This is a genomic window from Acetobacterium sp. KB-1 (assembly GCF_003260995.1).
Lineage (GTDB): Bacteria > Bacillota > Clostridia > Eubacteriales > Eubacteriaceae > Acetobacterium > Acetobacterium carbinolicum.
The window spans coordinates 3,088,559-3,103,694 of record NZ_CP030040.1 but is presented as its reverse complement, the minus strand read 5'-3'; the positions used below and the strand labels follow the sequence as shown (position 1 = coordinate 3,103,694).

The window sequence follows — 15,136 nt, the reverse complement described above, 5'->3', positions numbered from 1 at the left end:
CTTTATTTTGCCATGCCCAATCTTGACTTTGTAATTGCGCGCAAAATACAGACTCTGACCTACTATTTGGGAGCACCCCTGATTTTATTGTTTTTCAGAGCCATTTTACCCGACTATTTCGATCTCAGAATTATCAAAACGGTGATGATTCTGAGTATTGCCTATACCGCAGTCGTAATCATGGCACCCACCAATATTTATACTGCCATCAACCCATTGTACCAGATCTGGACCATTATTCTGATTATCTATCTCTTTGCCATGCTATTAAAAATCGCCGGGCACAAAGAAAAAAATAGTATCCTAATTGTATTAGGTGGTCTGATCATGATCACCACCGTTCTTATTGATACCATTACCCTAAGTCCCTGGATTAATGACAGTTGGCCACCCTTGTTAATGATGATTTTCCAGGGCGATGCTAACTCTTCCACCGGACAATTAATCTTTGCTGTTCTTTACTCCTTGTTGTTAGCTAAAAACTTTTCAGAATCCCTGGAATATCGAACCAGCATGGGTGAAAAACTCAGCGAAATAAATGATCATCTGGATGATCTGGTCGCAACACGAACCCGAGAGTTGACCACTGCCAATCAAAAAGTAGAACAGCAGAATTTCGAACTGGAGCAGATCAATCACGAATTGCAGCGACTTTCCCTACGCGATCCCCTGACGGAACTATGGAACCGACGAAAATATGATGAAACCATTGTCCTGGAATGGCAGCGCTGCTTAAGACAACAACGACCCATTTCGTTACTGTTTATTGACGTGGATTATTTTAAAAACTATAACGATTTATATGGCCATGTGGCCGGCGATGCAACCCTGATTAAAATCGGTGATACCCTTCGGACAGCCTTGTCCCGTCCCACTGATATGGTCGTTCGTTACGGTGGCGAAGAGTTTATCGTGCTTCTTTCGGAAATCAAAAAAGATGAAGCCATCAAAAATGCCAATCGCTTACGTAAAAAAATTGAAGCGCTCGCGATTCTCCATGAGGGATCTATCATCAAAAATTGTATCACCATCAGCATCGGCGTTGCCACCCTTCTTCCCGATCATCATTGTCACCATGAAGATCTGGTCAAAATTGCCGACAAAGCCCTCTATCTTGCTAAATCAACGGGCCGCAACCAGGTTGTTTATCTGGATAAATAACCAAAAGACCCTGCCGATTTTCCGGCAGGGTCTCTTTATTGTAATCCCGGAGGATTCTTCTTTTAATTCTCGTTCTAATTAATCAAGTTCCGAATCGCCAGAGCTATTTCGGTGTTATCCAGGTAAGCACCCTTTACAGGATCTGACCCATTAGCATAGCTCTTAAGCAACTCTGCTCCTGGTCCTTTAGCAAAGAAAGGAACCAGCTGGTTGGTATGATCCTGGCTGTTCCAGGCTAAGGTGGGCATTACACCTTTGCCATTATTTACAACCGCATCATAGACACCGGCAGTACCGGTAAGATATCCGGTTTCATGATCGCCGGTAACGATCACCAGGGTTTCCGACCAGTTGCTGTTGGTTTCAACCCAGTTACAAACAGCTTCTACCGAGTTGTTAAAATCAATTTCTTCCTCAATCAATCGTCCACCAGAATTACCATGACCGGCCCAGTCAATGGCACCACCTTCAACCATCAGGAAGAAACCCTCTTCATTGTTGTCCAAAACATTTAGCGCGCCCTTTGTCATCACGTCCAGGGTTGGCACATTGTCATTGACAGCTACGGCAAATGGTTCTGCTGCTAAATCACCTGAGCGGTTATACTGTAAGGTCTCGTACACTTCCGGTACGCCAATGACTCGCTCTGGTGTATTTCCTGTCTGGAGACTTTCAAACGCTTCTTTTGTCTGAATGAGGTTCCAGTTTTCGACTACGCCATCGTCATCCGCATCATTCCCCAGATTTCCAGCGACCAGGTTATCCCAGGTATCTTTTCCGCCGACATAACGATAGTTTTTGTCCTCAACCGTTGTTTGGCGTTCGCCATTATTGTCATACAGCGGATGTCCAGCTCCCATAATGACATCGGTTTTGCTGTCATTAATCATTTCATTGGCAATTTCACTATAATTTTGTCGGCTGGCGTTATGAGCGACAAACCCAGCCGGGGTTGCGTGACTGAATTCAACGGAACTGATTACCCCGGTTGACCGATTCAGAGCCTTAAAATCTTCGCTGAGATTAACCAGATTCTGCTCGTTTTCATCCACACCAATGGCCGCATTATAAGTTTTTGTTCCAGACGCCATCGCCGTAGCGGCTGCCGCTGAATCGGTAGGAAGATTTTTCAACAAATCAAAGCTGTCCCAAATGGTTGCCGGATCATAAACACTAGCTAAATCATCATCCATGCCCAATTCGTTGTGCGAATAGGTACTCATATTGACACTGGTCGGAAATTGTTCATAAACCTGAGCTACCGCTTTTCCCTCGGTATAATAATTCGTCGCCAGAATCTCATTGGATCCACAACCATCGGAGATCATTAAAATCACATTTTTAATTGATCCGGTATTAACTGGGGCGGGTGAACCTTTCGGTAAGACGACAACCTTGATCCCTTCGAGACGATAGGCTTTTCCTTCTGTTCCTGACAATTCACCGTTTTTCACCCAGTTCATCCAGCCGGTATTTTCAACATGAACCTGATAATAAACATCATAGTTTTGTGCTTCTGTTCCGGTAAGTTTAATTCGGATGGCTTCCAGTCTCAATGACTGACCTTCGGTTCCGCTGATATTTCCGTCGGTTACCCAATCCTGCCAGCCTTCATTTTGAACATGAGTTTGATACGTAACCCCCAAATTCTTGATGTCGCTGATACTAACTTTTATTCCTTCTAATCGTAACGATTTTCCAGTAGTGCCGCTAAGTGATTCTTTTGACTTCCAATCCTGCCAACCAACATTTTGAATCTGGGTCTGATAACTGCAATTTCCTTCAAATACCAGAGGTACCCCACTCGCATTGGTCGTTACTTCCTCGGCCAACACCCCGGTGGTCATCTGCATCCCCAACATTGCAGCCATTGATAAAACTGCAATACCTCGCTTCATTTTTTTGTTCATAACTCTCCTTTTCACCATCGTTTTTTCGGCATTTGCGACGTGCCCGACCCCTTGCCCTCAATGGGTCTTACGCAATCTATATTATCTTCACTCTATAGTATAGTATATCTCACTAATTATCCGCGTAATTGTTGATTCTGTTAAAAGAGCGTTAATGTTCCGTTAATCAATCCGGACATTCCGATTTACTTTAAGACGAAGTCTTATTATAATCTATATTTTCTCAATCATTGTTAATCTATTGTTGTTTAGAACGCGTTATCCAGGGTATATTTATTAAAAAGGGATGCTGTTTTCTGATCTGAAATCCGTTTTATACATGGTAATTGAAAAAAGCAATTTCAGATGACACATTAAATCAGATCGTAATTCTATGGCATTATTGCACCATTATGTCACTTCAATAAAAAAAGAAAGGGTGAACAAAAATGCTTTGGACTGTTGCTATTGTTCTCGTTGTTTTATGGTTATTAGGGTTTCTTACTTCTTATACCTTTGGCGGGCTTATTCATATTCTGCTCGTACTCGCGGTTATTGTAGTTGTAATTAATCTTATCCGGCGGAGATAAATATAAATCAGATTTAAACAAAGAAATTAAACAGGAGGCTTTAATTATGTCAAATCCAAAAGTTAAAATCGAGTCTACCAAAGATAAACTGGTGGGCGGAGTCAAGGAAAAAGTCGGAAAAGTTACCGGCAACGAAAAGCTGGAACTAAAGGGTAAAATTCAGGCTAAGAAGGGTGAATTGGAAGAAAAAGCAATACACATGGTTGATAAGGCCGAAGAATTTACCGAAGATGTCGCCGAAAACATCAATGATGCCATCAATGATGCCATCGATAAAGACAAATAAGATCAACACCAATTAAAAAAAACAGTGCCGTAATCCAGCAAATCGCTGGTTTGCGGCACTGTTTTTGTTAACTCCTGCTTATGGCTTTATCACCAATTCTGTCCAGACCGAAATGGATCCTGGTGCACATAAGAATCTGCCTATTCCATCCTCATTAATTGTCACGGTGTCTTCACGATTACCTAAGTAATCAACATAATCTTTTCTGGCATGTTGCTTGCCAATGTACATATCTTTATACCCTTGTTCACTGTTTGTCAGCAAAACTGCCATACCACCAGGATGTTCTTTATCACCTTCCCGGGTCCAGCCGATACAGTTAGAATGATCCAAATAATCGTTTTGTTTGCCATAAGCAGAATCAATCCGTAACGATAACAATTTGTCGATTAGATCCTGTTTGCCCTGAATCGGATTTTCTCCGGCAATCCCATAGTAGTCACCATAAAAAATGCATGGCAACCCACTTTCGCGCAATAATATCATGCCATAAGCCAGTGGCTTAAACCAGTCATCAACCCATGATTCGAGGGCTTGTGATGGTTGTGAATCATGATTATCGACAAAGGTTACCGCGATTGTGGGGTTTTTCTCCATCAAGGTATTGTGAAATATTTTACTCATGTCAAAACTATCTCCGGATTGACTTGCCTTCGAAAAATTCATATGCAAAGAAACATCGAACAAATCCACATTACATCCGGTATCCTCAATATAATCTTCCAATGTTGCGTAGTTTTGTTTCCAATATTCACCTACTGTATAAAAGTCATCACCTTTTTTTGCACGGATGTTTTTGATAAACTCATCAATAAATTCGCCTTCAATATGTTTAACCGCATCCAACCGAAAACCATCAACGCCGGTTTCGCCTATATACCATTCACTCCAACGCTTTATCTCATCTTTTACATCGGGATGATCATAATCCAGATCGGCATTCATCAGGTAATCATAATTCCCATACTCAGTGTCAACCTCGGTATTTTCCGCCCATCCTTTAGCGATTCCCTTAATCATATAGATCGCTTTTTTACCATTTTCCTGATTAAAATCGACGCCTGAAAAATGGTTCCAGTTCCATTGGAATTCAGAGTATTTTCCCTGTCTCCCGGGAAATGTAAATTTGGTCCAGCCTTCTATCTCATAGTCATCTGAAACTTTATTCTGTCGATTGTTGGGGTCGACTTCGTAGGCCGGAAACCGTTCGGATTCATCGGCTCCCGCTTTATGATTTAAGACAATATCGGCAATTGCTAAAATGCCCTGATCATGCAACGCCTTAATCGCGACCAGATATTCTTCCTTGGTTCCGTATTTTGTCCGCACCGCCCCCTTTTGATCAAATTCTCCCAAATCGTACAGGTCATAAATACCGTAACCCGCGTCATTGGTTCCCGTTGCTTTTGTTGCCGGGGGCATCCACACCAAACTAATACCAATTTCTTTTAAGTGTTTTGCATCCTCTTTCAGTCTTTGCCAAAGGTTACCATCATCTGGTAGATACCATTCAAAATACTGTATCATTGTTCCGTTTTTGCCCATTTTAAAACCCTCTCATTCTTATTAAATGTATGTCGAATTAATATCCATCTACAAGAATTCTTGCCTTTTATTTTTGTATTTTTGCTACTGTTATTTATTACCCAAAACAACAGCGAATAATAACTTGCAAGAATTTTAAAGGGTAAAAGATCCTAAATCAATCGATGGGGCATTTAATTTCTTTAATGCGTGAATCCCGATGGTCCTTTATTTTGCGTCGCTTTGCCATGAATTAAAATATGTGCCGAATCAAGTTCCTTAATGGCATGCTTGAAGTCGGTGATAAATTGAATCGCACTTTGCATATTCAGATCCTGACGAACAACCACCCGCTGAATGATGACATTCGCTAAATTATCCGGCAATGGGTAGGCTGGAACCTGCCAGCCATTCATTCTGACCCGATCCGCTAAATCATACAGACTCCATTCTTTGTTTGCCTTTAACTTCCAGCAAACAATTGGTATGTTTTTACCATCATTGTAAATTTCAAAGAGTCCCGTATCTTCAATTTCTTTACCAATATAGACTGCCACATCCTGGGTTCTTCGATGAATACTGATATATCCCTGACGCCCACAACGAAGGAAATTAAAATATTGTCCGATGATTTGACTGGCGGAACACGAAAAATTTATGGCCATGGTCGGCATGCTTCCGCCGAGATAGCTGACGTTAAAAATCAGTTTCGAAGGTAAATACTTTTTATCCTTCCAGATAATCCAACCGACACCAGGATAAACCAAACCATATTTGTGCCCAGAGGTATTTATGGAAACGACATTTTTCAGCCTAAAATCCCATTTCAAATGGGGATGAATAAACGGTGCAAACATACCGCCGGATGCTCCGTCAACATGAATGTATACTGGCAGATCGTGACTTTTGTTATATTCTTCAAGGAGGCGATCAAGACCTTCTACATCATCGTATTTGCCAGTATAAGTGATCCCCATGATAGCAACAACACCGATGGTATAATCATCGACACAATCTAATACCAGGTCTAAGTTAAGACTCATGTGGTTTTCATCCAAGGGTACCAAACGCATTTCGATATCCCAATACACACAGAATTTTTCCCAGCAGACCTGATAGCCGGAAGAGATAACAAGATTCGGCTTCTTTGTATAAATATCCAGCCCCTTTTCCTGTGCTCGTTTTCGCCAGGCAAACTTCATCGCCATACCGCCCAGCATACAGGCCTCGGAAGAGCCAACCGTTGAGGTGCCGATGAAATCATCCGCATCGGAAGCATTCCATAAATCTGCAATGATATTAACACAACGGTTTTCCAAATCAGCCGTTTGTGGGTATTCCGATTTGTCGATGGCATTTTTCTCCAACGTCTCCGACATAATTTTCACCGCCTCCGGCTCCATGTACGATTGGCAAAATGTAGCTAAATTCTGTCGTGCATTCCCTTCATCAATTAAGTCATCTTTAATCAATTGATACGCGATTTCCGGGTCTAAGGGATTTTCCGGTAAAGAAAATTGCGGAATCGGTTCGTCACAGGCTTCGGCACCAAGAACCGGGGTGATATAAACATTTTTTCGTTGATCCTCTTTGGATTTTTTTGAAACTAACATTTTTCCCTCCTCGTGAAATATTTCTGTTCCTATTTTTTATTTTCATTTCAAAGTCGTTCACTTTTAGTATTAATTGTAGCAGATATCTGGAATAATAAGAAGCGATTCTTCTATTACAAACGCTCACAGAAAAGTAGTCAGGTATCGATCCAAAATAATACTCCCTTCGCTTCCGACAGTTTTTAGCTGTCGGCGACGAAGGGAGCCTTCTTACATTTGCTAATTATTTAACGCATTGTTTTTTTTCTAAATCAGTGAATCTAGATCTGATTTATAAAGGAGCTACAACGGTGCTCTGAATTAAAGTAACTGCTGTCTGGGTCAGTAAACGACCATTGATCGATGCTTGATCTCCCAGACCGATGTTTGTGTTGCCAAGTACAATTCCTTCAAAATGGCCGCCCGTTCCAATTGAAACGGTTTCTGCAGCTTGCCAGAATATATTTTTGGCTTGTACGCCACCAGCTAGAATAACCTTTGTATCACTGGCTTGAGTGATTCCTTTTGCGATTTGGAAGATGAAGATATCATCAGGACCGCCATTAAGGGTAACATCCGAATTGATTAAAACCTCATTATCCCAGCTGTAAACGCCAGGGGTTAGAGTTTGACCACTTAAATCTCCAGTAAACTCATTTGTATAATCGACAGCTCTTCCAGCCGCATCAACATATGCTGTTTCCATATCACTTACCGCCGTGGTAAGGTTAACATCTGTTGGCGCTGCGTAGTTTGACGCATAAACTTTACCTGTAACTTGAGGTGAAGTCGCAAACACATTCGTCGCATCAGCTGTCAGCGAGAATCCTGTAATGGCTGACGCAGCTATTGGGCTAACACCGATATCGCCGGTAATTGCCGAATCTGGCACGGTTGAAATGCCTGTTTTTGCCAGGATCGCATAATTAGCCGATGTCCCAAGGTTGACCGGTTCAGTAACGGTTGGGTTTGGTGCCGAAACGGTTACGACACAACTGTCTGTCATATTGCCATCAACAGTTGTTACCACAATCGTGGCGATTCCAGCACTGACACCGGTAACGATGCCGTTTTCATCGACGGTAGCGACGGCAGTATTGTCGGATGACCAGGTGACGGTTTTATTGGTGGTATCCACTGGTAAGACGGTTGCTGTAAGTGCTTGTGTCTCATCAACTAAAAGACTGGCCGTTTCTTTATCCAGGCTTACAGATACCGGATGAACAACCTCATCTGTTTTTATGATTCTAATTTCTAATGCTTCTAATCTTAAGCCCTGTTCGCTGGTGCCTGCTAATGCTCCATCAGAGACCCAACCCTGGGCCCAACCCTGATTTTCAATATGGACACGATACTCAACTGAGTATCCGGGCATGTTGAGCAGATTCATGGTGACTGCTTCCAAACGCAAACCCTGGCCTTCAGTACCTGCCAGTTCGCCATTTTTTCGAACGGCCTGGTCACCCTCATTTTGCACATGGACATTATATTCGATCCCGGCCTCGGCAGGAGCATTAACCAACTCAATTTTTAAAGCCTCCATCCGAAGTCCCTGACCTTCTGTCCCTGACAGTTCTCCATCAGAGACCCAGCCTTGAGCCCAACCTTGATTTTGTACATGAGTTTGATATGTTACACCAACCTCACTCGCAGCCTCGGTGGTAAGCTGATCTTTTTGTGCGAAAACGTTTCCAGTTAGAAAGAAACTAGTAAATAAAAGGAACGATGCTAATAATAATGCTTTCGTTTTTTTGAAATTTTTCATTTTGTACTCCTTAGTTTTTTATATTTTTGTCTTTTGAAACTCGAAAAGACAGTAAAGATACCATTTTTTTGATAGAAAACTATCTTAACTTCTTCGAATACTGTTTATTTTTCTCCTTTCGATACCATGTATCATATCATGCAAATTAACGGAATTTCATTTTTATTGAAAATAATCCATAAACACCATTAACATTAAAGAAACCTCGACCTAAACAAACTAATGCCTACCAAGCGGCTCACTTTGTTTCTTTCTTTACACAGCATTTACTAAAAGTGAAATCTTTGGTAAAAAAGCAAGCTGGTTTCTCTCGATCCCAGCTTGCTTCTTACCTGTTAATCCTGTTCCAATGCACTACTATATCATGAACAGCGTTCCCGCTCCATGGGTCAAAGCAGATACAACAATGAGTACTAAAAGCGCCACACAATCAATTTTGCAATATTTAAAAACATATCCGACAGCCCATGATAACAACATCGGAAATGTCCCCCTTTTCTACCCCGTTATCAATAATCGATGCCATTAATAATGGAATAATGACTTCCATTATAACTTCAAGAATGACATAAACAGAAGCAAGTATTGAGTCTTTTTTTAATTTATTATCTTTTTTCACAATTTGCCTCTATCATTGTTCGTTATCTATCGTTTCATTCCAGGTGACACTTTGAGTATTTCTCTGGAACAATAAATTAATTTGTGTTAAAATAACCGTAATGAATCATTTTTAAGAACATATTTGTCCGATATTAAGTTGAATTCACGGATATACGAACAGTATTTTTTGCTTAAAGAGCTTGAGCTCAGAAGTGACGACAAAAACACCATGGCTGTCGTATTCGACTTATTTTCACAGGAAAATTTGACTGATAATAATGAAAAACTGCCGGAGTGGAGCGCCATCGATTTGTTTATCGATAAAGTTACTGAATTGGAACTGGATTTGATTATCACTATTCGGATGGATGCGATGCGCTATGAACTCTACAGCGATAATTTTAAAATGTTTATTGAAAAATCCATTCAATATTATGGTCTAAGACATATCAAAAATTGGGAATATCAGTTTATCTGCAGAAGTTCCGATCAGCTAAGCGATTCTCGAATTTACATCGAGTATCTTCTGGCTCGATTAAACGGCGGCAAAGTGAAGAGCCTACTTGCTTGATGTCCATCAAACAACCGTATCTTCTGGTCTAGCCAGTAAATTCTTAGAAAGTTCTGATGGTACCTATTGTATCTTAAAAGAAAAAAGGCTCTTTTAGGCAGGAAACAGGTGCTGTAATTGCAGTCTTTAATCTAGGAATATCCTATAATAATAAAAGATCCAAGATCCCAAACTGAGTCTTTATCCCATTATTTACATAAGATATATTCGTTGAGGGGGCCTTGCAAAAAACATAAAAGCAAATGATACATACAAACATTTGTTTGAAGGAGAGTGTGATGAAAAAGCATACAGTTATAATATTTTTTAGTATTACAATCATTATTTTTTCTATTGTTTTCTATTATTTTTCAATCATCAAGCAGGATAATAATACAATTAACCAAGTAAGTCAAATAAATGATCCGATATCAGCTAACGAAAAAGAAAAATTATTTAAGAATCCTTATATCCCAAACGGCTTTAAATCTGTCGATATTGGAGAAAGTAACTGGTCTAAAGACGATCAAGGCTATGTAAATTGGAATAAAGGATTAGTTATTGAAGATATTTTAAATGGAAATCAATTTGTATGGGTACCTGTTAATCAAAATGAAGTTACCTATAATAATTTAGAAAACTGGGGAAAAACAAAAATTGATCTTACGGATAAAGATCGGAATCAAATTGATGAAAACGGAGGATTCTATATCGCACGTTATGAGTGTGGTGTTCCAAAAGAAAAAAACGAACAATTAGAAAATATAAATAAGTCTACAAACGATGTATCAGGTATTCCGGTTTCTCAACAAGGTAGTCGACCATGGAATTATATTTCATTTGATAATGCCCAGAAAAATGCAATGCTAATGTATGATCATGAAGATACACATAGTGAAATTGTTTCCGAAGCTTTCTGGAATATTACGATGCAATGGCTTAGAAATTCAGGATATGACGTTGATAAAGACAGTAATGGTTTTGGAAATTATTCAAATTCATATTTTTCTTTTTCAGGTTTATATTCGTCAGATTACGGAAAAACCTATAGTTTTAAAGAAGCGGGTGAAAAAGAGGATAAGAACTTGATTTTAGCTACGGGAATTGCCAGTAGACATGTGACAAATAATATTTACGATCTTGCTGGGAATCTAAACGAATTTGTGAATGGAAAAAAGGCTGTAGTTTATGGCGGAAATTATGATAATATTTCAAAAGCAGCCGCAAACTCATATTTGAATATATCTGAAGCAAATGATAAACAAGGATTTAGAGTGACGCTTTACCATAATGAATAGTTTTTCAATTTAAAATACCGTTTTGCATTTTAAAAGCTTATAAAAATAAGATTAAGGGGGTATTAAAAAGCTGACTTCTGTACAATACAGAAATCAGCTTCTAGCCGCCTAGGCTTTTAAAATGCCCTTGATACAGGGTCTATTTCATTTTTAACAGGTTCTATCTAACATCCATTGATACGTAGTTCGTGGTGGCGTAGAAGGTGCGTATCTATCAGTATCCCCTCCCATAAATTTTGTTATTATAATTTACTCTACGACAATGTTCTTTCTATTTTTACAAAATTATTTGCTTTATGCAAATAATTTCTTTAAATGTCTTACGTTGCACTCTAAGCCTATAAACAAAATACCGCATATAATGGAATCGACAAGATATCATTTTCAAATCCAAAATTTTTGCCTGAGATACGAATCGAATAATCCGGATGATAGTGTTTGAGATAAACTGATAAACTTCTTGATTTGACATTTTCCCTTGCTTTAACCTCAATCGGCAAAACATCACTGTGTTTCTCAATTACAAAATCAACCTCGGATGTTCCCGAAGTCCAGTAATATAAAGGGTATCCCTTTTGTATTAAAGCAGTGGCAACATAATTTTCAGTCAGTGCGCCGATAAAAACATGATCATTACCTTTAATAATGTCATATTCATTGACGCCAGCCCGGTGCGACAACAGTCCAACATCACCCATATAGAGTTTAAACGAAGCCATATCTTTAAAAATAGCCAATGGATGTTGACCTTGTTCGACCCGCTCGCATTTTAGGACGATTCCCGCTGCCAAAAGCCAATCAATTGATACCCCAAATAATGATGCCCGGCCCCCCCTGGCAACAACTTTATATTGAAACTTTTTATTATCTTTGGCCAACTGCGCTGGTAGACTATCAAAACAGGCCATGATTTTCGTTGTGTCGCTATATGTTGCATACTTGGCCATATCCGCAATGTAGGCATTGATGATCGCTCCCTGGATTTCTGCTACCTCAAGCAAGCTGTTGTGTTTCGAATATTCTTTTACAGCTTCAGGCATGCCACCGACAATTAAATATTCACGATAAAGACCCATTGCCTTTTTGTGCAAAGCCGGATCCAACGGCTCACTTTTTTCATAATACACCCTTATTTCATCTGCCAGCATTTCCTGATTCTTCGCCCACAGGAATTCTTCAAAATCCATCGGATACATATGAATTTGATTAACTTTCCCCACCGGGAAACTGAAATCTTCACGTTTTATTGCCACACCAAGTAAACTGCCCGCACCGATGACGTAATATTCTGGGGCATCTTCACAAAAATATTTCAAGCTTGTCAAAGCACGCTCACAGGCCTGAATTTCGTCAAAGACAATTAAGGTTGTCTCCTTATTAATTTTCTCACCAAAATAAACCTCAAAGCGATGAATTAAAAAGTCTGGAGAAATATTTCCCTGGAAATCTTCAGCTAATTCCCTGTTCAATTCAAAATTGATATAAATCGTGTTCTGAAAATGTTTTTCGCCAAAATATTTGATACTAGTGGTTTTCCCAATTTGACGAGCACCATAGATTAGTGCCGGCTTACGAGAATTTTTATTTTTCCAGGAGATTAAAACATCTTCAAATTTTCGTTTCATTATCGCTCTCCACTGTGTTTTTTCTTTTAATTTACCATGATTGGCACAGATAAGTCAAATAAAATGTGTTAGATATACATTTTATTTGACTTATCTGTGTTTCTTAATGATTAGTTATAACCGGTTTTAAACCTTCCAATATTCCGGAAAAATAGTCTAACTCAGTTATCTCTCTGCAATTTTATAAGTACGTTTAGACTTCTTATTTTTTCTTCCATACAATGTTTTCAACATTATCTATCGTCATTCTTCCTGCAACTGATATAGATTTCTCTGCCACTAAATCCTTTAAGATTTCAAAAGTCTTCTCAATATTCAAACCTAAATACTCTGCGACGTTTTTTGTTTCAGCAATCATCGCTACATTGATGTACTTCAAAGTTTTTTCCTTGTACAATAAACTGTCTTCCTCAATTGTTTCAAAAGCACCTCCATCTATTATGATTTCTCCATTTTCATTTACTAATTCCGTCAGAATTTTTATTTTATCGAAATATTTATTGACTTCCTCTAATAATTCTCGATTTGAATCACCCACAGCGATTCTATTTTTTTCTAATGTATGTTGCAAAAACAATACCACAATAGGAATCAATAAACTAGCTATTGCTGCAATATACTGTGCAATAGTTCCAGTTGCCACCCAATCGATTCCAAGTTTAGAGTCATATACGATTCTAAACCCTTTTTGATAAAGAATGTTTGAAATTATAATGATTATCACAACCAAAGAAAAACCTATAATTATATTTCTTTTGTGTCTTTTGAATAAGTCCATATTTTATACCACTTCCATTTTGAATTTATTACAACTATTAGATCTCAGTAACTTTATAATATTGGGTTTCCAACTGGCTACAAATATGTAGAAAATTTGTTTAATGAGGGTTTTCAAAAAAGTCTTATTCTTTTCCTTTTTTTCCTGGTTTGGAAACCACAAATCTCAGCATGGTCTAATACCATTGATCTTGATACACAGAAACAGAAAATTCAGTTTTTAATGACTATATAGAATTTCATAGGGCAAAAGTGTCGTCTCCTTTAGTGCATTTTAGTAAATCAATCATCTTTTCTAAAATTGTATTCTATTATCGAATACTTTGCCCGAATAAATGAGCACGCAAGCGCATTTAACTGTAATATAATTGATTGATTTATTACCGTTAAAGCTTCTAAAAGACTATTAGAAATGCACATTTCTGGCAAAAGCACTTTCATTTGAGTGTTCCAAAAAAAACCTCTCTTTATTAAAAAAAATTCCGCACTTTTATTGATTCTCACAATTTCATCTTTATTTTTCAATTCACTACGCCTTAGTTCATGTAATAAATATCGAGTAAATACAAATATCCAAATTGCTCCTAATAATTCTTTATCATCTTTGGCCTTAAGTAGATACTCTAAAGTTTGCAAAGCACCGTTATTTATGGAATTACCACAATTCATAAATTTTTTTGGATTTAAATTTTCAAATTCTTTATTAAGAATCCAATCATATCCAATAAACTCCCATCCAGAATTTTTAATTAAAATGTTTCTTACATACACCCCTTTTGATAATTCTGGAAATTGAGACCAACAAATTTCTTCCCACTCATCGTAAATTTCTTTCCACGTTCTTTCATTTTCATTTAGATTCATAACAATTTTCTCTTTCTAATGTATTTTACAACAATACCATTGCACGAAAAAAATCTATTACTTTTATCAAGAGAATTTAAACATAAACATGCTGAACTTAGCCAGTTATGTGTATTGTATATTCGTTAACTTTCAGTATTAATTGTACCAAAAATCAAGAAAAATAAAAGCCCTTCACCTTTTAGATCCTACATTCCCGGATTATGTAACGAGAATATCTATTATTCCCTTTAATATGCGATTATTCCCTCGTAATACAATTATAATATATCGATGAAGAATTATTGTTTTAAAAGTCAAAAAACGTCTTTTTAAAGGGATTCTGCAAAATTCCTCGTTATAAATTCCGGGAATCTAGGTTAGATAGAACATAATTATCTGATCAGTATATCATATGCGAAAAAAAAACTGCTACTTTACGTAACAGGTTCTATCTAACATCAATTTTGATGCGTAGTTCATGATGGCGGAGAAGGTCATACTTAACTCCATAACTCGAATAAAAATTAATTCTGATAATGCACCCTGTTTATGCATTAAAAAATTTAAATATGTAACGCCCCCTCCGCCCCTTTACATTTGATTTCTTAAGCTCAGTCTTTCAGCTATATGAAA

The 15,136-nt window shown here is 38.2% G+C and carries 13 protein-coding genes; 5 read left to right on the top strand and 8 right to left on the bottom strand.

All coding sequences use genetic code 11. The features are described 5' to 3' along the window. Positions 1-12 precede the first annotated feature (12 nt). Positions 13-1,161 carry a diguanylate cyclase gene (locus DOZ58_RS19295; RefSeq protein ID WP_111888914.1) on the top strand — a complete coding sequence of 383 codons (1,149 nt, stop codon included), beginning with the start codon at positions 13-15 and terminating at the stop codon, positions 1,159-1,161. A gap of 74 nt (positions 1,162-1,235) precedes the next feature. Here the strand turns inward: DOZ58_RS19295 and DOZ58_RS14325 are convergent, their stop codons facing one another. Further along, a complete protein-coding gene (locus DOZ58_RS14325) occupies positions 1,236-3,071 on the bottom strand; it encodes an alkaline phosphatase (RefSeq protein WP_162624534.1) in 1,836 nt (611 codons plus the stop codon). A gap of 428 nt (positions 3,072-3,499) precedes the next feature. On the opposite strand from DOZ58_RS14325, the gene DOZ58_RS14320 reads away from it, so the two are divergent. Together DOZ58_RS14320 and DOZ58_RS14315 are read left to right on the top strand one after the other, a co-directional pair. Continuing rightward, a complete protein-coding gene (locus tag DOZ58_RS14320) occupies positions 3,500-3,640 on the top strand; it encodes a lmo0937 family membrane protein (RefSeq protein ID WP_111888912.1) in 141 nt (46 codons plus the stop codon). Between the two features lie 46 nt (positions 3,641-3,686). Next, positions 3,687-3,926 carry a CsbD family protein gene (locus DOZ58_RS14315; protein WP_111888911.1) on the top strand — a complete coding sequence of 80 codons (240 nt, stop codon included), beginning with the start codon at positions 3,687-3,689 and terminating at the stop codon, positions 3,924-3,926. A gap of 78 nt (positions 3,927-4,004) precedes the next feature. Here DOZ58_RS14315 and DOZ58_RS14310 read toward each other — a convergent pair whose 3' ends face one another. The 4 genes from DOZ58_RS14310 to DOZ58_RS18570 form a co-directional block, all read right to left on the bottom strand. Continuing rightward, complete coding sequence (locus tag DOZ58_RS14310; RefSeq protein WP_111888910.1) at positions 4,005-5,471, bottom strand: alpha-amylase; 1,467 nt, start codon at positions 5,469-5,471, stop codon at positions 4,005-4,007. A 182-nt stretch (positions 5,472-5,653) separates the two neighbouring features. Then, entirely contained in the window at positions 5,654-7,063 is a 1,410-nt protein-coding gene (locus DOZ58_RS14305; protein ID WP_111888909.1) for a glutamate decarboxylase, read from the bottom strand. A gap of 271 nt (positions 7,064-7,334) precedes the next feature. Continuing rightward, positions 7,335-8,807 (bottom strand): ice-binding family protein, encoded by a 1,473-nt coding sequence (locus tag DOZ58_RS14300; protein ID WP_111888908.1) that lies wholly within the window; start codon positions 8,805-8,807, stop codon positions 7,335-7,337. A 445-nt stretch (positions 8,808-9,252) separates the two neighbouring features. After that, entirely contained in the window at positions 9,253-9,426 is a 174-nt protein-coding gene (locus DOZ58_RS18570; protein WP_204355415.1) for a hypothetical protein, read from the bottom strand. Positions 9,427-9,564: 138 nt separating this feature from the next. Between DOZ58_RS18570 and DOZ58_RS14295 the strand changes: the two genes are divergently transcribed. Then, a complete protein-coding gene (locus DOZ58_RS14295) occupies positions 9,565-9,978 on the top strand; it encodes a hypothetical protein (protein ID WP_162624533.1) in 414 nt (137 codons plus the stop codon). Positions 9,979-10,256: 278 nt separating this feature from the next. Then, positions 10,257-11,255, top strand: a complete 999-nt coding sequence (locus DOZ58_RS14290) for a hypothetical protein (RefSeq protein ID WP_111888906.1) — start codon at positions 10,257-10,259, stop codon at positions 11,253-11,255. 338 nt (positions 11,256-11,593) lie between these two features. Here DOZ58_RS14290 and DOZ58_RS14285 read toward each other — a convergent pair whose 3' ends face one another. The 3 genes from DOZ58_RS14285 to DOZ58_RS14275 all read right to left on the bottom strand — a co-directional run bounded on the left by DOZ58_RS14285 (position 11,594) and on the right by DOZ58_RS14275 (position 14,521). After that, positions 11,594-12,880, bottom strand: a complete 1,287-nt coding sequence (locus DOZ58_RS14285) for an ATP-binding protein (protein WP_111888905.1) — start codon at positions 12,878-12,880, stop codon at positions 11,594-11,596. A gap of 202 nt (positions 12,881-13,082) precedes the next feature. Next, positions 13,083-13,658, bottom strand: coding sequence for a hypothetical protein (locus tag DOZ58_RS14280; protein WP_111888904.1), 576 nt, complete (start codon positions 13,656-13,658; stop codon positions 13,083-13,085). Between the two features lie 281 nt (positions 13,659-13,939). Beyond that, on the bottom strand, positions 13,940-14,521 hold the full coding sequence (locus DOZ58_RS14275) for a hypothetical protein (protein WP_111888903.1): 582 nt from the start codon (positions 14,519-14,521) through the stop codon (positions 13,940-13,942). Positions 14,522-15,136: the final 615 nt, after the last annotated feature.